This window comes from Pseudomonas cremoricolorata DSM 17059 = NBRC 16634 (assembly GCF_000425745.1).
GTDB lineage: Bacteria > Pseudomonadota > Gammaproteobacteria > Pseudomonadales > Pseudomonadaceae > Aquipseudomonas > Aquipseudomonas cremoricolorata.
In genome coordinates this window covers 1-20,882 of sequence record NZ_AUEA01000017.1, presented here as the reverse complement: position 1 = coordinate 20,882, position 20,882 = coordinate 1, and the positions used below count along the sequence as shown (strand labels likewise).

Genomic DNA, 20,882 nt, shown 5'->3' with positions numbered 1-20,882 from the left:
ATGTCAGAGAGCGCTGGACAGATCGTCCAGCGCCGATTGCAGATCGTTGAAACGGAAGGTGAAACCGGCGTCCAGCAGCCGCGCCGGGCGTGCCCGCTGACCGCCCAACAGCAACCCGGACAGCTCGCCCAGCAAGGCTTTGAGCACCAGCGCCGGCAGCGGCATGAACGCCGGACGGTGCAGCACCCGCCCCAGTTGTTGGCTGAATTCGCGGTTGCGCACCGGTTGCGGGGCGCAGGCATTATACGGACCACGTGCCTCGGGGTTTTGCAGCAGGAAATCGATCAGCGCCACCTGGTCGGCAATGTGAATCCACGGCATCCACTGCCGGCCATTGCCAATCGGCCCGCCCAGGCCCAGCTTGAACGGCACGCGCAGGCGCGCCAGCAACCCGCCCTCGGCGGACAGCACCAGACCGGTGCGCACCAGCACCACACGCAGGCCTAATGGTTCTGCACGCAGCGCCGTCTCTTCCCAGGCGATGCACAGCTGGCTGGCGAAATCTTCCTTGACCGGCGGCGAGTCCTCGTTCAGTTCGCGCTCACCGCCATCGCCATACCAGCCCACCGCTGAGCCTGAGAGCAGCACACTGGGGCGCTGGCGGCGTTGCTCCAGCCAGCTCAGCAGTTGTTCGGTGAGGGTGATGCGGCTGGCCCACAGCAGTGCCCGGCGCGCGCTGGTCCAAGGACGGTCGGCGATGGGTGCCCCCGCCAGGTTGACCACCGCGTCGACCACCTCATCCGCTGCCAGCTGATCCAGCCGGGCAATACCCCGCACACCCGGGCCGCAACGTTCTGCCACGGTTTCAGGAGATCGACTCCAGACCGTGACACGATGCCCTCGATAACTCCAAAGGTGGCAGAGCTGGCGACCTATCAGGCCTGTACCACCGGTCAGCAAGATATGCATGGCTGTGTCCTCGCGGTCTTTGGCTGTGGTCTATTTTTACGACCATGGCACTTTTTCAACGCAAACGCTCTCGGATAAACATAGGCCAAACCATGGACCTGGCGGTATAACCTTATACACAAGTTTTGCATTGTACAGGTTTGTCCAGCGGCGTAGGCTGCCTGAAAGCATGCTGCAACGAGGCCAACATGACAGTACCTATTGCCATCATCGGTGCCGGTATCGCCGGCCTGTCAGCCGCTCAGGCGCTGCAGGCCGCGGGCCAGACCGTGCAAGTCTTCGACAAGGGCCGCGGCAGCGGTGGACGCATGGCCAGCAAGCGCAGCGATGCCGGCGCGCTGGACCTCGGCGCGCAGTATTTCACCGCCCGCGACCGGCGCTTCGTCGAACAAGTGCGCCACTGGCTCGATGAAGGCTCGGTGCAGGCCTGGAAGCCGCAGCTGTACAACTACCGTGACGGCGTACTCACCCCCTCCCCGGACGAACAGACCCGCTGGGTCGGCATCCCGCGCATGAGCGCCATCACCCGCGGCATGCTCGGCGACCTCACGGTCAGCTTCGGCTGCCGCATCACCGAGGTGTTCCGTGGCCAGCAATACTGGCACCTGCAGGATGCCGATGGCTGCAATCACGGCCCCTTCAGCCGCGTGGTGATCGCGGTTCCGGCGCCGCAGGCCACGCCGTTGCTGGCCTGGGCACCGAAACTTGCAGGCATCGCGGCCGGCGTGCAGATGGAGCCAACCTGGGCCGTCGCGCTGGGCTTCGCCGAGCCATTGCAGACGCCGATGCAAGGCTGCTTCGTGCAGGACAACCCGCTCGACTGGCTGGCCCGCAACCGCAGCAAGCCCGGCCGTGACGAGCACCTGGACACCTGGGTACTGCACGCCACCTCGGACTGGAGCCGCCAGCACATCGACCTGCCCAAGGAGCAGGTCATCGAACAGCTATGGGGCGAATTCGCCGAGCTGGTCGGCTGCGTGGTCCCTGCCGCGACCTTCTCGCTGGCTCACCGCTGGCTCTACGCGCGCCCGGCCGGCAACCACGAATGGGGTTCTTTGGCCGACCCTGACCAAGGCCTGTACGCCTGTGGCGACTGGTGCCTGTCCGGGCGTGTGGAAGGCGCCTGGCTGAGCGGCCAGGATGCGGCCAAGCGCCTGCTGAGCCACCTCGACTGATCGGTCCGCGGCGAATTTTATTGAACGAGTTCGTCGTTTTGCCGGTATTACTTGTATAAGATTTTAACCTTGTACAAGATTTGGAGGCTGCGATGACTGGATCATCTACCACCGGCAAGTTCCGCATCGGCATCAGCGCCTGCCTGATTGGCGAAAACGTGCGCTTCAACGCCGGTCACAAACAGTCGTCGCTGTGCCACGAATTGTTCGACGAGCACTTCGACTGGGTATCGGTATGCCCTGAGGTCGCCATTGGCCTGGGCATCCCCCGCGAACCTATTCGCCTGGTCGGCGACCCTGATCACCCTCAGGTGGTCGGCACCCGCGACCCCGAGCAGGATTTCTCCATCCCCCTGCGCGACTACGGCGCCTTCATGGCCGAACAGCTGCACGATATCTGCGGCTACGTGTTCATGCAGAAATCGCCCTCTTGCGGGCTGGAGCGGGTCAAGGTGTATCAGAGCGGCGGTCGCCCGGCAGTCAAAGGCGGCCGCGGCGCCTTTGCCGAAGCCTTCACCGCGCGGCGCCCGGATTTGCCGGTGGAAGAAGAGGGCCGTCTGCACGATCCAGTGCTGCGAGAAAACTTCATCAGCCGTGTGTACGCCTACGTCGACTGGCAGCAGGTAATGGGGCAAGGCCTGACCCGCGGCGCGCTGATCGCCTTTCACTCGCGCTACAAATACCTGCTGATGGCCAACAACCCCCAGGCCTATCGCGATATAGGCCGGCTGCTGGGCACGCTCAAGCGTGACGACGATGCCAACGAAATCGGTGCACGCTATTTCAGCCGTCTGATGCAGGCCCTGCGCCGCTGCGCCAGCCGCGGCACCCACAGCAACGTACTGCAACACCTCTCTGGCTATTTGCGCGAGTCACTGGATGTCGACGACCGCCAGGAGCTTCAGCAACTGATTGAGCAGTACCACCGCGGCAGCGTGCCGCTTGTGGTACCGATGACCTTGTTCAAACACCATCTGCGCAACCACCCGGACCCTTACCTGATGCAACAGGCCTACCTGCACCCCCACCCCGCCAAACTTGGGCTGCGCAATGCAATCTGAACAGTTGCTGCCCATCCGTGAAGTGGCCCGGCTCACCGGGGTCAACCCGGTCACCCTACGTGCCTGGGAGCGCCGCCATGGGCTATTGTCGCCGCACCGGACGGCCAAGGGTCACCGGCTTTATGCGCTGGATCAGGTCCTGCGGGTGCAGGACATCCTGCACTGGCTGGCACGCGGCGCCTCGGTGGGCCAGGTGCGCGACCTGCTGGAACGCCAACCTACCGTTGCCCCGCAGGGTGATTGGCAGATGCGCTGCCAGCAACTGACCGACGCCATCACCCAGTTGTCGTCGCGGGCGCTGGACCAGCACTTCAATCAGGTCATGGCGCTCTACCCTGCCGTGACCCTGTGTGAGCACCTGCTGGTGCCGCTGCTGGCGCAGCTTGCCGAGCGCTGGCGCAACCAGTTCAACGCGCGCCTGGAGCAGGTGTTCTTCTTCACCTGGCTGCGCAGCAAGCTGGGCGCGCGGGTCTACCACGACAACCAGTCGCTGGAAGGCCAGCCGGTGTTGATCGTTCAGGAAGAAGCTGCGCCGTTCAGCGCCGATGCCTGGCTGTGCGCCTGGCTGCTGAGCAGCAGTGGGCAGCCGGTGGTGGTCCTCGAACAGCCCATTGGCCTGGCACAGTTGCGTCCTGCGGTGGCGCAGCTTCGCCCGACTGCGGTGGTGCTGTGCATGGGTGCGCAGTTCGAGCGCGCCAACCTGCTCAAGGCCCTGCACGAATCGCCAACGCCGATTCTGCTGGGCGGGCTGGCGGTCAGCATCCATGAGGCCGAACTGCTGGCACTCAACCTGCCCGCCTTGCACCTGTTCAGCAGCGCGCACGAAGCCCTGCGCCAGTTCCAGCGTCTACGCGCCGCCTGACCTTTCATCTGTCTTTCGGAAAAACTGCCATGCAATTGATCTGGCTGCGCAACGATTTGCGCATCACCGACAATACCGCCCTGACCGCCGCCTGCCAGCGCGGACCGACCCTTGCCCTGTGGATCGCCAGCCCCGAGCAATGGCTCGAGCACGACGAAGCGCCGTGCAAGGTGGATTTCTGGCTGCGCAACCTGCGCGATCTGCGCAAATCCCTCGAAGCGTTGAACATTCCCCTGCTGGTGCGCACCACGCGCACTTGGCAAGACGTGCCGCAGGCCGTGCTTGAGCTGTGCCAGAAGCACCAGGTCGAAGCGGTGCACTGGAACGACGACTACGGCGTCAATGAAACTCGCCGCGACCAGGCCACCCGCGAGGCGCTGGAGGCCGCCGAGATTGGCGTCAACAGCTACCTCGACCAATTGCTCTTCAGCCCTGGCAGCATCCTCACCCGCAGCGGCGGCTACTTCCAGGTCTTCAGTCAGTTCAAGAAGGTCTGCATGGAACGCCTGCACGTTGGTGTGCCGGGGTTGGCGGGCAAGGTCGCGGCGCAGACGCCGCTGAAGATCAGCAGCGATGCCATCCCCCGGCACATCGAGGGCTTCGAGACGCCCCCGGAAACCCTGCGCAAGCTCTGGCCCGCAGGTGAAGAAGAAGCGCAGACGCGCCTGCAACGTTTCGTCGACGAGGCCATCGACGATTACCAGGTAGCCCGAGACCTGCCCGCACGCCCCGGCACCAGCCAGCTTTCGGCGTACCTGGCTGCGGGTGTGGTCTCACCCAGGCAATGCCTGCACGCGGCGCTGTCGAGCAACCGTGGCGAATTCGACAGTGGCAGTGTCGGCGCGCAGACCTGGATCGGCGAGCTGATCTGGCGCGAGTTCTACAAGCACATTCTGGTCGGTTACCCACAGGTATCGATGCACCGCGCGTTTCGCGCGCACACCGAGAAGCTGCCCTGGCGCAATGCGCCGAAGGATCTGCAAGCCTGGCAAGAAGGCCGAACCGGTTTTCCGCTGATCGATGCCGCTATGCGACAACTGCTGGCCACCGGATGGATGCACAATCGCCTGCGCATGGTGGTTGCGATGTTCCTCAGCAAGAATCTGCTGATCGACTGGCGCGAAGGCGAGCGCTTTTTCATGCGCCACCTGATCGACGGCGACCTGGCGGCGAACAACGGCGGCTGGCAATGGAGCGCGTCCACAGGCACTGACTCGGTACCTTATTTTCGGATTTTCAATCCTGTGACGCAGTCCACACGTTTCGATCCAGAAGGCCGGTTCATCGCCCATTGGCTTCCAGAACTTGAACAACTGGACAAGAAATCGATCCACATGCCCGTGAAATCGGCAAATGAGTTTGCTACAACTAATTACGTCAAACCCATAGTCAGTCTCGATAGTAGTCGTAAGCGCGCGCTGGAGGCGTTCAAAAGCCTCCCCGGCTAACAGAATCAGAGGGGCGGCATCTTGAATAACTCACGGCGGTTCTGGGTTACCGGGAGTACTAACGGGCTAGGGACAGCTCTAGTCGAACACTTGGTGGCGCAGCAGCAGCGCGTCGCCGCCAGCGGACGCAACAATCTGCAGTTTCATGCAATGGCCAGGCGCCAGGGCAGCCGCATGCTGGCATTGCCTGGCGCACCGCAGACTGGCGGGGAGTACCTGCAACAGGCCTGGGGAGCGCTGGATACCCTGATCGTCAATGCCGGCACCTGCGATTACTTGCCCACCCAGATCACCGAGAGCCAGCTGGTGCATGCGGTGATCAAGACCAACATGCAGGCATTCGAACAATTCCTCGAGGCTGCTTTGCCGCTGCTCGAACGCGGAGAGCGCCCGCAGCTGGTGGTCATTCTCAACCTCTATACCGTTTCGCAGCTGTCTGATCCCAGCCTGCCGCCCTCGCCTTCCAACAGCCTGCCCTGTCGGCTCGAACAGCTAAGACCACAGCTGCAGGAAGCCGGCATCGACCTGACCGTTATCACACCCCATGCTCAACACGCCCCATGGGCGATCGACCCTATCCCCGAGCGCTGGACTGCGCAAACGGCGGCCACCGAGATTCTTGGCAGATTGCCCGAACGTCAGCAGGAAGTGGTGCTGGAGGCGCTGGGTCTGAGGGCGTTGTGGCCACTGATGTCGATCTAGTCAGCCAACCACAACAGCGTCAGGGCCTGCGCAGGTAGGCAGGCCCTGGCGCGGGGGATGCTTAAAGCGCCATCCGGTAGTGCACAGAATAGGCTTCCACGCCGTCGTTGGGCTGCTTGATGCCGGCGTTGGAGTAGTGAATGGCGCGCACGCCCACTTCGTGACCACCGGCGAAGCGAAGGCCGAAACCGACGCGATCTTCGAACTGGAACGAGCCACCCAGGTCGTTGCTTTCCAGTTTGGTACGGGAAAACGCCGCCACGCCGATGCCTGCCTCGATATACGGCTTCACCGACTCGCCGGCGAATTCGTAGACGAAGACCGGAGCGAACGACAGGCTGTGGTTGCTGGCGCGGTCATCGCCATCCCAGAAGGTATAGGCCCCATCCCAATACCCGGTGACGCGACCGACGCTGGTCTGCCACCAACTGGCATCCCAGTTCGACTGAACACCCAAGCGGTAGACCATGGTGGAATCACCGGTCTGCCCCACCGACAACGAGACGTCCGCCGCCTGCGCCGTCACCGCTTGCCCCAGTGTCAAAGCAGCAACCGCCGCCAAGCCGAGCAGTTTCTTCATGAGAAACATCCTTCTTACGATGCTGTTATTAGTGTATGCCTCAACAGGCCGTTGTGTAGAAAACGCCACTAGTACGATAGTTCAGCTTTCAGCACGGCTTTTCACATTTTTTTTACAAGCGAAAGCTTTGCACACTGTCGGATTTATTCCACAACAAAGGAAGAATTTTTCTCAGATTCTGCGGATCTGCGCTGGTCCAGAAATCGGTGTCGCGCGCAGGCCCCTCGGCAAGCAATCCGCGCTCGTCCAGCAAACGCTGCAGTTGCCGCGCCACCGCTGCGCCGGTGTCGATGATCGCGACATCCTGCGGCACCATCGTCGCCAACAACGGGCGCAGGAAGGGGTAATGCGTGCAGCCGAGGATCAGCGTGTCGCAGCCGGCCTCGAGCAAGGGTTGCAGGTACCCGGCAAGCAGCTCGCGCAGCGCCGGGCTGTGCAGGTCACCAGCTTCGATGCACTCGACCAGGCCCGGACACGGCTGAGTGATCACCCGCACATCACTGGCGAAGCGGTCGAGCAGCGCTGCGAACTTGGCGCTCTGCAACGTGCCAGTGGTGGCCAGCACCCCGACCACGCCGGACCGGGTGGCTGCCGCAGCCGGCTTGACCGCCGGCTCCATGCCCACCAACGGCCAGTCCGGGTACAGCGTGCGCAGATCGGCGACGGCGGCCACGGTGGCGGTGTTACAGGCCAGCACCATGGCCTTGGCGCCCTGTTCACGGAAGAACGCGGCAATCTGCCGGCAGCGCTGGCGAATGTACTCGGGGGATTTTTCGCCGTACGGCACGTGCCCGCAATCTGCCACATAGAGCAGCGACTCGCTGGGCAGCAAGCGCTGAATCTCGGCCAGGACAGACAGGCCGCCGACCCCGGAATCCATCACGCCGACCGGCGCTGCGCGGTCACTCATGGCGGCTGGCGCATACCGCACAGGCCGGATCACGCTTGACGCGCAATTCGCGCATGCGGCTGCTGCTGGCATCGATCAGCAGCAGCCGCCCCACCAGCGGTTCGCCGAAGCCTGCCAGCAGCTTCAGCGCTTCCAGGGCTTGCAGGCTGCCGACCATGCCCACCAGCGGGCCGAGCACACCGGCTTCGCTGCAGCTCAGCTCCGCCTCACTGCCATGGCCGTACAGGCAGTGGTAGCACGGGCTTGCCGCAAGGCGTGGGTCGAACACCGACAACTGCCCCTCGAGGCGAATCGCCGCCCCGCTGACCAACGGCTTGAGCGCTGCCACGCAGGCCGCGTTGACCGCTTCGCGGGTGGTGAAATTGTCGGAGCAATCAAGCACCACATCGACCGCCGCCACCGCTGCCGCCAGGGCATCACCCTCGAGCGCCTGGCGATGGGCATGCAGCACCACCTCGGGGTTGATGGCCTGCAGGCGGGCCATGGCCGAATCGACCTTGCTCATGCCGACGCTGGTGCTGTCGTGCAGCACCTGGCGTTGCAGGTTGGTCAGGTCGACGCTATCGAAATCGGCCAGGTGCAACTCACCAACGCCGGCGGCGGCCAGATAAAGCGCCGCCGGCGAGCCCAGCCCGCCCAGCCCGACCAGCAGTACCCGGCTGTTCTTGAGGCGCAACTGGCCGTCGATGTCGACCTGCGCGAGCAGAATCTGCCGGCTGTAGCGCAGCAGTTCTGCATCGCTCAGCATGGCAGCCGACCCAGCGAGACCCGGGCGTGGCCGCCCAGATCGAGACGACTCTCGACCTCGACGAAACCCTGCCGGGCAAGCAGTTCGCGCACTGCCGGCGCCTGGTCGTAACCGTGTTCGAGGAGCAGCCAGCCACCGGCCTGCAAGTGCTGCGGAGCCTGGGCAATGATCTGGCGCAGGTCTTCGAGGCCATCGGCACCGGCCACCAGGGCACTGCTGGGCTCGAAACGCACATCGCCACGCAGCAGGTGCGGATCGTGCTCGGGAATGTAGGGGGGGTTGCTCAGGATAAGTTGGAAACGCTGCCCGGCCAGATTCTCGAACCAGTTGCTGGCCAGCACGCGGACATTCTTCAGCCCCAGCCGCTGACGGTTGCGCTCGGCCAGGGCCACCGCGGCTTCGACGCGGTCCACCGCAGTGACCTGCCAGGCCGGCCGCTCGCTTGCCAGCGACAGGGCAATGGCCCCGCTGCCGGTGCCAAGATCGAGCACCTGCGCCGGAGTTGCCGAGAGCAGCTCGAGCGCGCTTTCCACCAGCACTTCGGTGTCAGGACGCGGAATCAAGGTGTCTGGCGCCACCTCCAGGTCCAGGGTCCAGAAGCCCTGGTGCCCGAGGATGTAGGCCACCGGCTCGCCGCCACGGCGCCGCTCCAGATACCCCTGAAAGCACTGCGCCGCCTCGCTGCTGACGATGCGCTCGGGCCAGGTGCGCAGGTAGCTGCGCGACTTGCCCAGGGCCGCTGCAAGCAGCAGTTCGGCATCCAGACGGGCGCTGTCCGACTCGGGCAACTGCGCGTCGCGCAGCAGGCTGGCAATGATGGTCATTCAGTCCCCCAGAGCAGCCAGTTGATCGGCCTGGTATTCGCTGAGCAGCGGCTCGATCACCGCTTCCACGCCGCCTGCGAGCACTTCGTCGAGCGAGTACAGGGTGAGGTTGATGCGGTGATCGGTGACCCGGCCCTGAGGGTAGTTGTACGTGCGAATGCGTTCGGAACGGTCGCCCGAACCGACCAGCAACTTGCGCTCGCTGGCGATGGCGTTCTGCGAGGCGCTGGTCTGCATGTCGTTGAGCTTGGCCGACAGCCACGACAGCGCGCGGGCGCGGTTCTTGTGCTGCGAACGCTCTTCCTGGCACTCGACGACGATGCCGGTGGGCAAGTGGGTGATGCGAATCGCCGAGTCGGTCTTGTTGATGTGCTGACCGCCGGCACCGGAGGCGCGGTAGGTATCGACCCGCAGATCGGCCGGGTTGATTTCGATCGCCACCTGCTCGTCAGGCTCGGGCAGCACCGCCACGGTGCAGGCCGAGGTGTGAATTCGGCCCTGGCTCTCGGTTTCCGGCACACGCTGCACGCGGTGGGCGCCGGATTCGAACTTGAGCTTGGCGTAGACGCTGTCGCCCTCGACCCGGGCGATGATTTCCTTGTAGCCGCCGTGCTCACCTTCGTTTTCAGAGAGCACTTCCAGGCGCCAGCCACGTTTTTCCGCATAGCGCGAATACATGCGGAACAGGTCGCCGGAGAAGATCGCCGCCTCGTCGCCACCGGTGCCGGCACGAATCTCGAGGAACACGTTGCGGTTGTCGTTGGGGTCCTTGGGCAGCAGCATGCGCTGCAACTGCGACTCCAGCTCGAGCAATTGCGCCTTGGCCTCACGCACCTCTTCCTGGGCCATTTCGCGCAGGTCGGGGTCGGCATCCTTGAGCAGCGCCTGGGCGCCTTCGAGGTCATCCTGCACCTTGCGCCAGGCCTGATAAGCGCCGACCACCGGCTCCACCTCGGCGTATTCGCGCGAATAGGTGCGGAAGCGGGTCTGGTCGGCGATCACTTCGCCGTCACCGAGCAAGGCGGTGAGTTCTTCGAAGCGGTCCTGGAGGGTGTCCAGTTTGTTCAGCAGCGACGCTTTCATTGCGGGGTCTTGTCCGTCGAGCCCTCATGGAGGGCGAAGAGTTCCTGAGCCATCGCCAGCGCATCGACGCGGCCTTCGGCAGAGAGCTTTTTCAATTGCACGCTGGGCGCGTGCAGCAGTTTGTTGGTCAAGCCCCGGGCCAGTTGCGCCAGTACCTCTTCCGGGTTGCCGCCATTGGCCAGCAAGCGCTGGGCCTTGTGCAGCTCTTCGTCGCGCAGGCGCTCGCTCTGCTGGCGGTAGGCACGCAGAACATCGACAGCGGCCAGCTCGCGCAGACGCAGCATGAAATCATCGGCGCCGACCGCGACCAGTTCCTCGGCGGCCTGGGCAGCGCCCTGGCGGCTCTTGAGGTTTTCCGCGACCACGTCGTGCAGGTCATCGACGGTGTACAGGTAGACATCGTCGAGTTCACCGACCTCGGGCTCGATGTCGCGCGGCACGGCGATGTCGACCATGAAAATCGGCTTGTGCCGACGCGCCTTCAGGGCACTTTCCACGGCGCCCTTGCCAAGAATCGGCAGTTGGCTGGCGGTGGAACTGATGACGATGTCACTGTTGGCCAGTTCCTGGGGAATATCGGCCAGCAGTACGGCATGGGCGCCGAACTGCTCGGCGAGAATGCTGGCCCGCTCCAGGGTGCGGTTGGCGACGACGATGCGCCGCACGCCTTGCTCGTGCAGGTGCCGGGCGACCAGGGTGATGGTTTCGCCGGCACCGATCAGCAACGCCTGGCTGCGGCCCAGGTCACTGAAGATCTGCCGCGCCAGGCTGACCGCGGCAAAGGCCACCGACACCGGGTTCTCGCCGATGGCAGTATCGGTGCGCACCTGCTTGGCGGCGCTGAAAGTGGCCTGGAACAGTCGCCCCAGCAAAGGCCCGACCGTGCCGGCCTCGCGGGCCACGGCATAGGCCGATTTCATCTGGCCGAGAATCTGCGGCTCGCCGAGCACCAGCGAGTCGAGCCCGGAGGCGACGCGCATCATGTGCTTTACTGCAGCATGTTCTTCGTGCACGTAGGCACTGGCGCGAAGCTCGTCGAGGCTCAAGCGGTGGTAATTGGCCAGCCACAGCAGTACATCGTCAGCCGAGAGGGTGTCTTGTTCCAGGTACAGTTCACTGCGGTTGCAGGTCGAGAGAATCGCCGCCTCGCGGCTGGCGGTCAGGCGACACAGCTGCTGCAGGGCATCGACCAGCTGCTCGGGCGTGAACGCCACGCGCTCGCGTACGTCGACCGAGGCAGTCTTGTGATTGATCCCGAGTGCGAGAAAGGCCATGCGCGGTCGCTGATTGTGACGTGAAGCCGATAATTGTCCTACTTCGCAGGATTCAGAACAACCACCGTTCGCTATTGTCCCTATAAAGCGCGACCATCGTCGGTGGGTTTGCCACCGCGCTTGTGTCATCATGCCCCACACCGCCGGTTAGCCCCCTTAAGCCTCCTTTATGAACAGACGCTACGCATTGCTGCTCGCCCTCGCCCTGCTCCAGGGCTGCCAGAATCTGCCGCCGCATCATGCGGCCTCCGAACCCGAGGCGCCCGAGGCTAGCGAGCAAGAGGCACCGGCCGAACCTGTGGTGTACGGCTCGTTCAAGCCCGATACGCTCTACAGCCTGCTGGTGGCCGAGCTGGCCGGTCAGCGCAACCGTTTCGACATTGCCTTGGCCAACTACGTCGATCAGGCGGAAAAAACCCAGGATTCCGGGGTTTCCGAGCGCGCCTACCGCATCGCCGAATACCTCGGCGCCGACGAGCCGGCGCTCGACACCGCGCTGCTCTGGGCGCGTAACGATGCCGACAACCTTGACGCCCAGCGCGCAGCCGCCATCCAGCTGGCCCGCGCCGGACGCTACGACGAATCCATGACGTACATGGAAAAGGTCTTGCAGGCCAAGGGCGATACCCATTTCGACTTCCTCGCCCTGTCGGCTGCCGAAACCGACCAGAGCACCCGCGACGGCCTGCTGCAGAGCTTCGACCGCCTGCTGGTCAAGCACCCGGCCAACAGCCAGCTGCTGTTCGGCAAGGCTTTGCTGCTGAATCAGGATGGCAAGAGCGAGCAAGCCCTGGAGCTGCTCGAATCGCACCCGGTGCAGGATGGCGAGATCGCGCCGATCCTTCTGCGCGCCCGCCTGCTGCAGGCTCTGGAGCGTGGCGACGAAGCTCTGCCATTGCTGCGCAGCGCCATCCGCGAAAACCCTGACGACAAGCGCCTGCGGCTGACTTACGCGCGCACGCTGGTCGAGCTCGATCGTATCCCCGAGGCCAAGAGCGAATTCGTCAGCCTGGTCCAGCAATACCCGGAAGACGACGAACTGCGCTATTCCCTGGCGCTGATCAGCCTGGAAAACAAGGATTGGGACGAGGCCGAGGGCTACCTGCAAGAGCTGGTCGAGCGCGACGCCAACGCCGATGCCGCGCACCTGAACCTGGGCCGCATCCGCGAAGAGCGCAACGACCCACAGGCCGCGTTGCGCGAGTACGCCCTGGTAGGCCCAGGCCCCGACTACCTGGCCGCGCAGTTGCGTCAGGCCGACATCCTCATCGCCAACGGCCGCGCCAGCGAAGCCTCACGATTGCTGGCCGAGGCCCGCGAAGCCCAGCCGGACTACGCCATCCAGCTGTACCTGATCGAATCGGAAAGCTACAGCAACAACGACAAGGACGCCGAAGCCGACCAGGTACTGCGCCAGGCCACCCAGCGCTTCCCCGACGACCTCAACCTGCTCTACAGCCGGGCCATGCTCGCCGAGAAACGCAACGATCTGGCGCAGATGGAAAAAGACCTGCGCGCCATTCTCGAGCGCGAGCCGGAAAACGCCATGGCCCTCAACGCCCTGGGCTACACCCTGGCCGACCGCACCACCCGCTTCGAAGAAGCCCAGCGCCTGATCGAAAAAGCCCTGTCGCTGACCCCGGACGATCCGGCGGTGCTCGACAGCCTGGGTTGGGTCAACTACCGCCAGGGCAACCTCGATGAAGCCGAGCGCTATCTGCGCCAGGCCTTCGAGCGCCTGCCCGACCCGGAAGTCGCAGCCCACTTGGGCGAAGTGTTGTGGGCCAATGGCAAACGCCGCGAGGCGCGCCAGGTCTGGAGCAAAGCCCTGGCCAACCAACCCGACAGCGAAGTCCTGCGCAAGACCATCCTGCGCCTGACCGGATCCGAGGCTCTATAAGACATGTTCATGCGTCAACTCATCACCTTCAGCCTGATCGCCCTGCTCGCCGGCTGCGCCGGCATAGGTTCCCGCGAAGCCTTGCAAGGGCAAGGCAATTCCCAGCAATGGCGTGAGCACAAGGCTCAACTCAGCAGCCTCGACGGCTGGCAGATCAACGGTAAGGTCGGCATCCGCGCGCCGCAGGACTCGGGCAGCGGCACGTTGTTCTGGCTGCAGCGCCAAGACTACTACGACATCCGCCTGGCGGGCCCGCTGGGCCGTGGCGCCGCACGCCTGACCGGGCGTCCCGGCGCAGTGGCGCTGGAAGTTGCCAACCAGGGCCGCTATGAAGCGGCCGACCCTGAAGCACTGCTGCAAGAACAGCTGGGCTGGCGCCTGCCGGTGTCGCACCTGGTGTGGTGGGTGCGTGGCCTGCCGGCGCCCGACAGCAAGAGTCAGCTGACCCTCGACGGCGACAGCCGCCTGGCCAGCCTGAAGCAGGATGGCTGGCAGGTCGAATACCTCAGCTATGCCGAGCAGAACGGCTACTGGCTGCCTGAGCGACTCAAGCTGCACGGCGAAAATATCGACGTCACCCTGGTGGTCAAGGACTGGCAGCCGCGCCAGCTGGGACACTGATCCGTGCTGACCCTGCCCGCTCCCGCCAAGCTCAACCTGTGGTTGCACATTCTGGGTCGCCGCGACGATGGCTACCACCTGCTGGAAACCGTGTTCCAGTTTCTCGACCACGGCGACACCCTGCGCTTCTCGCTGCGTGAAGATGGCGAAATCCGCCTGCACGACGCACTTGAATCAGTGCCGCACGACAGCAACCTGATCGTGCGTGCCGCGCGTCAATTGCAACGCCTCGCCGGCTGCCCGCTGGGCGCCGACATCTGGCTCGACAAACTGCTGCCCATGGGCGGCGGCATCGGTGGCGGCAGTTCGGATGCCGCCACCACACTGCTCGGGCTCAATCATCTGTGGCAACTCGGCTGGGACCTCGATCGCCTGGCGCAGCTGGGCCTGGGCCTGGGCGCCGACGTGCCGGTGTTCGTACGCGGTCATGCAGCGTTCGCCCAGGGCGTCGGCGAACAGCTGACACCGGTCGCTCCACAAGAGCCCTGGTACGTCGTACTGGTGCCGCAAGTGTCTGTCAGCACAGCGGAAATTTTTTCACATCCGCAGTTGACACGTGATTCCCTCCCCCTTAAGATGCGCCCCGTTCCCGAGGGAAACAGTCGTAATGACTGCCAACCGGTGGTAGAGCAACGTTATCCAGAAGTTCGCAACGCGCTGATTTCATTGGGTAAATATACGGACGCTCGATTAACCGGTACTGGAAGTTGCGTGTTTGGGGCCTTCCCAAGCAAAGTCGAAGCTGATAAAGTTCTGGCCCTTCTTTCAGAGACCCAAACAGGGTTTGTCGCTAAAGGTTGCAATGTATCGATATTGCACCGCACGCTTCAAGGCCTGCTCTAGAAGTCGAATACACAGTATTCGCAGCAACAGATACAGGGGCGTCGCCAAGCGGTAAGGCAGCAGGTTTTGATCCTGCCATGCGTTGGTTCGAATCCAGCCGCCCCTGCCATTTTCCTATTCTCATCCAGGTTACCCTCAGCCTTCAGGTACTGCGCGTGTCCAAGATGATGGTCTTCACGGGGAATGCCAACCCCGATCTGGCTCGGCGTGTCGTACGTCAGCTGCATATCCCACTGGGTGATGTTTCTGTCGGTAAGTTCTCCGACGGCGAGATCAGCACTGAGATCAATGAAAACGTTCGCGGCAAAGACGTCTTCATCATTCAGCCGACGTGTGCCCCGACCAACGATAATCTGATGGAACTGGTAGTGATGGCCGACGCCTTCCGCCGCTCCTCAGCCTCCCGAATCACCGCCGTGATTCCCTACTTCGGATACGCCCGCCAGGATCGCCGTCCGCGTTCGGCACGTGTAGCCATCAGCGCCAAAGTCGTCGCTGACATGCTCACTGTCGTCGGCATCGACCGTGTACTCACCGTCGACCTGCACGCAGACCAGATCCAGGGCTTCTTCGATATCCCCGTCGACAACATCTACGGCTCGCCCGTACTGGTCGACGACATCGAAGACCAGCGTTTCGACAACCTGATGATCGTCTCCCCGGACATCGGCGGTGTGGTGCGTGCTCGCGCCGTCGCCAAGTCCCTGGGCGTCGACCTCGGGATCATCGACAAACGCCGTGAAAAGGCCAATCACTCCGAAGTGATGCACATCATCGGCGACGTCGAAGGACGCACCTGCATCCTGGTAGACGACATGGTCGACACCGCCGGCACCCTGTGCCATGCGGCCAAGGCATTGAAAGAACACGGCGCTGCCAAGGTTTACGCCTACTGCACGCACCCTGTCCTTTCCGGCCGGGCGATCGAGAACATCGAGAAGTCGGTACTCGACGAGCTGGTGGTGACCAACACCATCCCGCTGTCGGCCGCTGCTCAAGCCTGTGACCGTATCCGCCAACTGGATATCGCACCGGTCGTTGCCGAAGCGGTTCGCCGTATCAGCAACGAAGAATCGATCAGCGCGATGTTCCGCTAGGGCCTGCCCTGCCGCTAAACGTCCGTTGATGAAGCGCCCCGCCCCAACACCTTCGTTGGGGCGGGGCTTTTTTGCCCACCCCGCCTTGGCACTGGTCGCAAGTGTCACTCGGGGCTGGCTACTTTGGAGAAGTAAAATGAACGAATTCACCCTGAACGCCCAAGCGCGTACTGACCTGGGGAAAGGTGCGAGCCGCCGCCTGCGTCACTCCGCCAGCATCCCTGCCGTCGTTTACGGCGGTAACCAGGAAGCACAATCCCTGACCATCGTGGCCAAGGAAATCGCCAAACTGTTCGAGAACGAAGCTGCCTACAGCCACGTTCTGGAACTGAACGTCGACGGCGCCAAGCAGAACGTCATCGTCAAGGCCATGCAGCGTCACCCGTCCAAAGGCTTCATCATGCACGCCGACTTCGTTCGCGTCGTTGCTGGCCAGAAGCTGACCGCCAAGGTTCCGGTTCACTTCGTCAACGAAGAAACCACCCTGAAGAACGGCGGCGAGATCTCGCACACCGAAACCGAGATCGAAGTGTCCTGCGAAGCCAAGGACCTGCCTGAGTTCATCGAAGTCAACCTCGACGGCGCTGAAATCGGCACCATCATTCACCTGTCCGACCTCAAGGCTCCGAAAGGCGTCGAGTTCGTGGCCCTGGCCCACGGCGACGACAAAGCCGTTGCCAACGTTCACGCGCCACGCATCGTTGCTGAAGAAGAAGGTGAAGAAGGCGCTGCCGAGTAATCACTCGCACGCCGGTGTTGCTCAGGGTACAGTGCCGCGCACCGTACCCTGACTACCCCAAGGAAGAGCCCCTGACGTGACCGCCATCCAGTTGATCGTCGGCCTGGGAAACCCAGGCCCCGAATACGAACAGACCCGGCATAACGCAGGGGCTCTTTTCGTTGAACGCATCGCCAGCGCCCAGCGTGTTTCACTCAGCGCTGACCGCAAGTATTTTGGTCTGACGGCGAAATTCAGCCATCAGGGCCGTGATGTTCGTCTGTTGATCCCCACCACCTACATGAACCGCAGCGGCCAGTCCGTGGCGGCATTGGCCAATTTCTTCCGCATCGCGCCGGAAGCGATCCTGGTGGCCCACGACGAACTCGACCTGCCTCCGGGCGTCGCCAAGCTCAAGAAGGGCGGCGGCCACGGTGGCCATAACGGTCTGCGCGACATCATCGCGCAACTCGGCAACCAGAACGATTTCCATCGCCTGAGGCTTGGCATCGGCCACCCAGGTGACGCCAAGCTGGTGTCCAACTTCGTCCTTGGCCGCGCCCCGCGCGCCGAGCAGGACAAACTCGACACCAGTATCGATTACGCCCTCGGCGTGCTGCCGGATGTCCTCGCTGGCGACTTCGCCAAGGCGATGCGCGAGCTGCACGGCCAAAAGGCCTGACTTCCTAGAGAGGGGAATTCCCATGGGTTTGAATTGCGGCATCGTCGGTCTGCCCAACGTTGGCAAGTCCACCCTGTTCAACGCGCTGACCAAGTCGGGCATCGCCGCTGAGAACTTCCCCTTCTGCACCATCGAGCCAAACAGCGGCATCGTGCCCATGCCCGATGCACGCCTCGCGGCACTGGCAGAAATCGTCAAGCCCAACCGCATCCTGCCCACCACCATGGAATTCGTCGACATCGCCGGCCTGGTCGCGGGCGCCTCGAAAGGTGAAGGCCTGGGCAACAAGTTCCTCGCCAACATTCGCGAGACCGATGCCATCGCCCACGTGGTGCGCTGCTTCGAAGACGAGAACGTGATTCACGTCTCCAACAGCGTCGACCCCAAGCGCGACATCGAGATCATCGACCTGGAACTGATCTTCGCCGACCTCGACAGCTGCGAGAAGCAACTGCAGAAGGTTGCACGCAACGCCAAGGGCGGCGACAAGGAAGCCTTGGCGCAGAAGGCCATCCTCGAACAACTGATTCCACACTTCACCGAAGGCAAGCCGGCTCGCAGCCTGATGAAGCGCATGAGCGCCGACGAGAAGGCCGTGGTGCGCAACTTCCACCTGCTGACCAGCAAGCCGGTGATGTACATCGCCAACGTCGCCGAAGACGGCTTCGACAACAACCCGCACCTGGACGTGGTCAAGGCCATCGCTGAAGAAGAAGGCGCGGTGGTGGTGCCGGTGTGCAACAAGATCGAAGCGGAAATCGCCGAGTTGGACGACGGCGAAGAGAAAGACATGTTCCTCGAAGCCCTGGGCCTCGAAGAACCTGGCCTGAACCGCGTGATCCGCGCCGGGTACGAACTGCTCAACCTGCAGACCTACTTCACTGCCGGCGTGCAAGAAGTACGTGCCTGGACCGTGCGGGTCGGCGCCACCGCCCCGCAGGCCGCTGGCGTGATCCATACCGACTTCGAGAAAGGCTTCATCCGTGCCGAAGTGGTGGCCTACGACGACTTCATCCAGTTCAAGGGTGAAAGCGGCGCCAAGGAAGCCGGCAAATGGCGTCTGGAAGGCAAGGAATACATCGTCAAGGACGGTGACGTGATGCACTTCCGCTTCAACGTCTGACGTTCCCTTCAGCGTTCGGCAACGTTCGCTGGAATCGGCAGGCCCTTTGCCCAGGGGTCTGCCGCACCCGCCGCTCCGCCGACCCCGCCGTACTGCCAGCAATAGCTGCCCCCGCTACGCCCCCTTCCTCTGATGCGCCCTGTCAGCGCTTTTCAAGTGGGCACTCTCTCCTGCTGCAACCACTCACAACGCGCTTTTCCAGGCACGCCTCGAGCCTTACAACGAGAAAAGGACGCTTCCTGCACGATCCTCAGACCGTTCTCAATTCCCAACCTCGGATGATGCTTCTAAAAAGAGTGACCGCCACTTGACGCCAGAGACGGCCATTCAAGTTCGTCCTCACCGGGAGCTCACCATGACGATTTCATCTTTCATCACCCGCTGGATAGCTGACGCTCGCCACAGGATCGCTGCCTGCAGGGGAGCTGCCTGATGAACGCAACGTCCGAGTTTCCCGACTATTCGCGCCAAGTGGTCAAGGCATCTCCCACACCGGACTGGGCCACACTGCAACAAAGCGCTCGGGCGTGGGTCTGGCTGAACGGCGCACTGAGCCCGACCCTCCAGGATGAACTCAAGCAGCTCGACCGATTCTTCAGCGGTCGCTGGCTGTGGTACGGCACACCGTGGGCGTTCACCCCACCGGGCTATCGTTCAGGGCCGCTGCTGGTGACGCTCGATGAGTCGATCTTCAACCACGCGCTCGCTCACTGGCTGCCCCAGCAGATCGGCTTGATTGTGCTGGCGCCGGACGATGAAGACAGCCTCGTGGCCCACCTCGAGCATCTGCAACAGCTGACAGGTGCCAACGGTCAAGCGCTGTCGTTCGGCCTCGGTGCCTTTCGCGCCCTCGAAGAACTCTGCGAAGCCTTGCCAGCCGAGCGGCTGGCGCAACTGCTCGGCCCTATTCAACGCCTTGTCTGGTACGCCGGCGACCAATACTCGGGCGAGTGGTTATCGGTCGATGCGCCCGTGACCGGCGCGGCGCCGACCATCGCGCAATGGCCCTTCGAGCTGAGCACCTACGATGAGGCGGCGCTGAACCCGGCCACCCGGGCCTGGTTCATGCGCGATTGCGCCCGTGAGTTTCGCAGGCGCTTCCCGGTTTACGACGCTGCAGACGCTCAGGCCGAGCTCTGGCGCCGGCTGAACGCCTTCGCCCTTGAAGCCAGCGAATTGACGCTACGCACGGAGCGCGACGTGCGCCACTTCATGGAGCTGCGGTTGCGGTATCCGCAGCGCTTCTTCGACCACGACCGGATGCTTCGCGAAATCATGCTGCGGCGCGCGGTCGAGGGAAAACAGCGGCTGATCGATGCAGAAGCACGGCTCGCGCAATTGGCAGCGCAGGATGTGACCGGAGAAACGCCATGACCCGCACGTACAAGATCGCCCTCGGCACCAACCGGCCCAATCAGAAGGAAGTCGGCATCGGTATCATGCACCCGCCGTGCGAACCCAGCATCCCGATCTACCCGTTGCGCTACGGCATCGTCGACACGCCGCTCGAACCCAGTATCTTCCCCACCCTCTGCACCGACGGCTATCCCGCCCTTGGCTCAGGTAAAGCCTATGGCCTGCGCTTATTGCGCCCTGGCAGCTACGTCTACCTGTGCTACTTCAAGGACGGGCGGATGTGGACTCAGCACTATCAGGTCACCGAGGACATCCGCTTCGCGCGCATCTGGTGGGACCGCTGCGACGAAGTCGACGCCACCCCAGGTCGCCAGGGCGTGCCCGAAGTCCAGCAAGCCAGGCCCTACCTGCAAGCCCCGGAAAGCCATATCGCCGAGCAGGTGTACGTGATGATCAGCGACACGCTGCTCAGCCACCGTGCGCTATGGGCCATCGAAACCAATCAGGATGGCTTGCGCGACACCCTCGCCGTCAGGCTCGACCCCGCGGCCGGGCCTGAGCAGCCCCATGCCTTCAATGCCGTGCTGGTCGGCAATGCCACCCCGGAACTGATTCCCAGGGGCTACAGCACGCCCAGGCACTTCGAGTGGAGCGAGATCCAGTTTCCCAACAGCGCACCTGACTACAACGCCATCATCCAGGGCCTCCATGCCGGACTCTACGGACGCCGCGATATCACGCCGCTGGCCGTTGCCCTGCCCGACCCCATCGGCATTGCCAGCGAGTTGCACTACCTGGTCAGCAGCGCGGTGGAGCGCAAGACGAAGTATGCCGGCCAGAATGCCCACGCATTGCAGAGCGCGACGCTCATCAGCAACTACTTCGAGGCCATGCACAAGCAGGCTGCGTATTCCGAAGAGGGGGCCGATGCGCTGATCCGGCAGAAAAAGCTCGTCAAATACACTG

The 20,882-nt window shown here is 63.3% G+C and carries 21 protein-coding genes and 1 tRNA gene; 15 read left to right on the top strand and 7 right to left on the bottom strand.

From position 1 onward, the window contains the following. Window positions 1-3: 3 nt before the first annotated feature. Window positions 4-909 carry a TIGR01777 family oxidoreductase gene (locus tag H618_RS0117780; protein WP_028696349.1) on the bottom strand — a complete coding sequence of 302 codons (906 nt, stop codon included), beginning with the start codon at window positions 907-909 and terminating at the stop codon, window positions 4-6. Window positions 910-1,097: 188 nt separating this feature from the next. Between H618_RS0117780 and H618_RS0117775 the strand changes: the two genes are divergently transcribed. From H618_RS0117775 to H618_RS0117755, 5 genes are all read left to right on the top strand, one after another. Next, the gene (locus tag H618_RS0117775; protein WP_028696348.1) at window positions 1,098-2,084 is read left to right on the top strand and encodes an NAD(P)/FAD-dependent oxidoreductase; all 987 of its coding nucleotides are present in this window, start codon (window positions 1,098-1,100) and stop codon (window positions 2,082-2,084) included. Between the two features lie 92 nt (window positions 2,085-2,176). After that, complete coding sequence (locus H618_RS0117770) at window positions 2,177-3,145, top strand: YbgA family protein (RefSeq protein ID WP_028696347.1); 969 nt, start codon at window positions 2,177-2,179, stop codon at window positions 3,143-3,145. Beyond that, complete coding sequence (locus H618_RS0117765; RefSeq protein WP_028696346.1) at window positions 3,135-4,007, top strand: MerR family transcriptional regulator; 873 nt, start codon at window positions 3,135-3,137, stop codon at window positions 4,005-4,007. Before H618_RS0117770 ends, H618_RS0117765 begins: the two co-directional genes overlap by 11 nt. A gap of 29 nt (window positions 4,008-4,036) precedes the next feature. After that, on the top strand, window positions 4,037-5,455 hold the full coding sequence (phrB, locus tag H618_RS0117760) for a deoxyribodipyrimidine photo-lyase (protein WP_028696345.1): 1,419 nt from the start codon (window positions 4,037-4,039) through the stop codon (window positions 5,453-5,455). A gap of 21 nt (window positions 5,456-5,476) precedes the next feature. Further along, entirely contained in the window at window positions 5,477-6,157 is a 681-nt protein-coding gene (locus H618_RS0117755) for an SDR family NAD(P)-dependent oxidoreductase (RefSeq protein WP_028696344.1), read from the top strand. Window positions 6,158-6,218: 61 nt separating this feature from the next. On the opposite strand, the gene H618_RS0117750 is transcribed toward H618_RS0117755, so the two are convergent. The 6 genes from H618_RS0117750 to hemA all read right to left on the bottom strand — a co-directional run bounded on the left by H618_RS0117750 (window position 6,219) and on the right by hemA (window position 11,576). Then, a complete protein-coding gene (locus tag H618_RS0117750) occupies window positions 6,219-6,746 on the bottom strand; it encodes an acyloxyacyl hydrolase (protein ID WP_033727773.1) in 528 nt (175 codons plus the stop codon). A 103-nt stretch (window positions 6,747-6,849) separates the two neighbouring features. Continuing rightward, the gene (gene murI / locus H618_RS0117745; protein ID WP_028696342.1) at window positions 6,850-7,647 is read right to left on the bottom strand and encodes a glutamate racemase; all 798 of its coding nucleotides are present in this window, start codon (window positions 7,645-7,647) and stop codon (window positions 6,850-6,852) included. After that, window positions 7,640-8,395: a molybdopterin-synthase adenylyltransferase MoeB gene (gene moeB / locus H618_RS0117740; RefSeq protein ID WP_028696341.1), complete on the bottom strand. Its 756-nt coding sequence runs from the start codon at window positions 8,393-8,395 to the stop codon at window positions 7,640-7,642. The genes murI and moeB overlap by 8 nt, the downstream gene beginning before the upstream one ends. After that, window positions 8,389-9,219 (bottom strand): peptide chain release factor N(5)-glutamine methyltransferase, encoded by an 831-nt coding sequence (prmC, locus tag H618_RS0117735; RefSeq protein WP_028696340.1) that lies wholly within the window; start codon window positions 9,217-9,219, stop codon window positions 8,389-8,391. The genes moeB and prmC overlap by 7 nt, the downstream gene beginning before the upstream one ends. Continuing rightward, entirely contained in the window at window positions 9,220-10,302 is a 1,083-nt protein-coding gene (prfA, locus tag H618_RS0117730; RefSeq protein ID WP_028696339.1) for a peptide chain release factor 1, read from the bottom strand. Continuing rightward, window positions 10,299-11,576 carry a glutamyl-tRNA reductase gene (gene hemA, locus H618_RS0117725; RefSeq protein WP_028696338.1) on the bottom strand — a complete coding sequence of 426 codons (1,278 nt, stop codon included), beginning with the start codon at window positions 11,574-11,576 and terminating at the stop codon, window positions 10,299-10,301. Before hemA ends, prfA begins: the two co-directional genes overlap by 4 nt. 169 nt (window positions 11,577-11,745) lie before the next feature. Between hemA and H618_RS0117720 the strand changes: the two genes are divergently transcribed. The 10 genes from H618_RS0117720 to H618_RS21865 all read left to right on the top strand — a co-directional run. Further along, a complete protein-coding gene (locus H618_RS0117720) occupies window positions 11,746-13,476 on the top strand; it encodes a tetratricopeptide repeat protein (RefSeq protein ID WP_028696337.1) in 1,731 nt (576 codons plus the stop codon). Between the two features lie 3 nt (window positions 13,477-13,479). Beyond that, window positions 13,480-14,097 (top strand): lipoprotein insertase outer membrane protein LolB, encoded by a 618-nt coding sequence (lolB, locus tag H618_RS0117715; RefSeq protein WP_028696336.1) that lies wholly within the window; start codon window positions 13,480-13,482, stop codon window positions 14,095-14,097. 3 nt (window positions 14,098-14,100) lie between these two features. Continuing rightward, window positions 14,101-14,940 carry a 4-(cytidine 5'-diphospho)-2-C-methyl-D-erythritol kinase gene (gene ispE, locus H618_RS0117710; RefSeq protein WP_028696335.1) on the top strand — a complete coding sequence of 280 codons (840 nt, stop codon included), beginning with the start codon at window positions 14,101-14,103 and terminating at the stop codon, window positions 14,938-14,940. A 34-nt stretch (window positions 14,941-14,974) separates the two neighbouring features. After that, a tRNA-Gln gene (locus tag H618_RS0117705) sits at window positions 14,975-15,049 on the top strand. Between the two features lie 46 nt (window positions 15,050-15,095). Next, a complete protein-coding gene (locus H618_RS0117700; RefSeq protein WP_028696334.1) occupies window positions 15,096-16,037 on the top strand; it encodes a ribose-phosphate pyrophosphokinase in 942 nt (313 codons plus the stop codon). A gap of 136 nt (window positions 16,038-16,173) precedes the next feature. Beyond that, complete coding sequence (locus H618_RS0117695; RefSeq protein ID WP_028696333.1) at window positions 16,174-16,776, top strand: 50S ribosomal protein L25/general stress protein Ctc; 603 nt, start codon at window positions 16,174-16,176, stop codon at window positions 16,774-16,776. A gap of 76 nt (window positions 16,777-16,852) precedes the next feature. After that, the gene (gene pth, locus H618_RS0117690; RefSeq protein WP_028696332.1) at window positions 16,853-17,437 is read left to right on the top strand and encodes an aminoacyl-tRNA hydrolase; all 585 of its coding nucleotides are present in this window, start codon (window positions 16,853-16,855) and stop codon (window positions 17,435-17,437) included. A 22-nt stretch (window positions 17,438-17,459) separates the two neighbouring features. Further along, entirely contained in the window at window positions 17,460-18,560 is a 1,101-nt protein-coding gene (gene ychF, locus H618_RS0117685; RefSeq protein WP_028696331.1) for a redox-regulated ATPase YchF, read from the top strand. Between the two features lie 432 nt (window positions 18,561-18,992). Further along, complete coding sequence (locus H618_RS0117680) at window positions 18,993-19,934, top strand: DUF4123 domain-containing protein (protein ID WP_028696330.1); 942 nt, start codon at window positions 18,993-18,995, stop codon at window positions 19,932-19,934. Beyond that, window positions 19,931-20,882: toxin VasX (locus H618_RS21865; protein WP_033727771.1), on the top strand; the 952-nt coding region annotated here is incomplete at its 3' end. The genes H618_RS0117680 and H618_RS21865, both read left to right, overlap by 4 nt.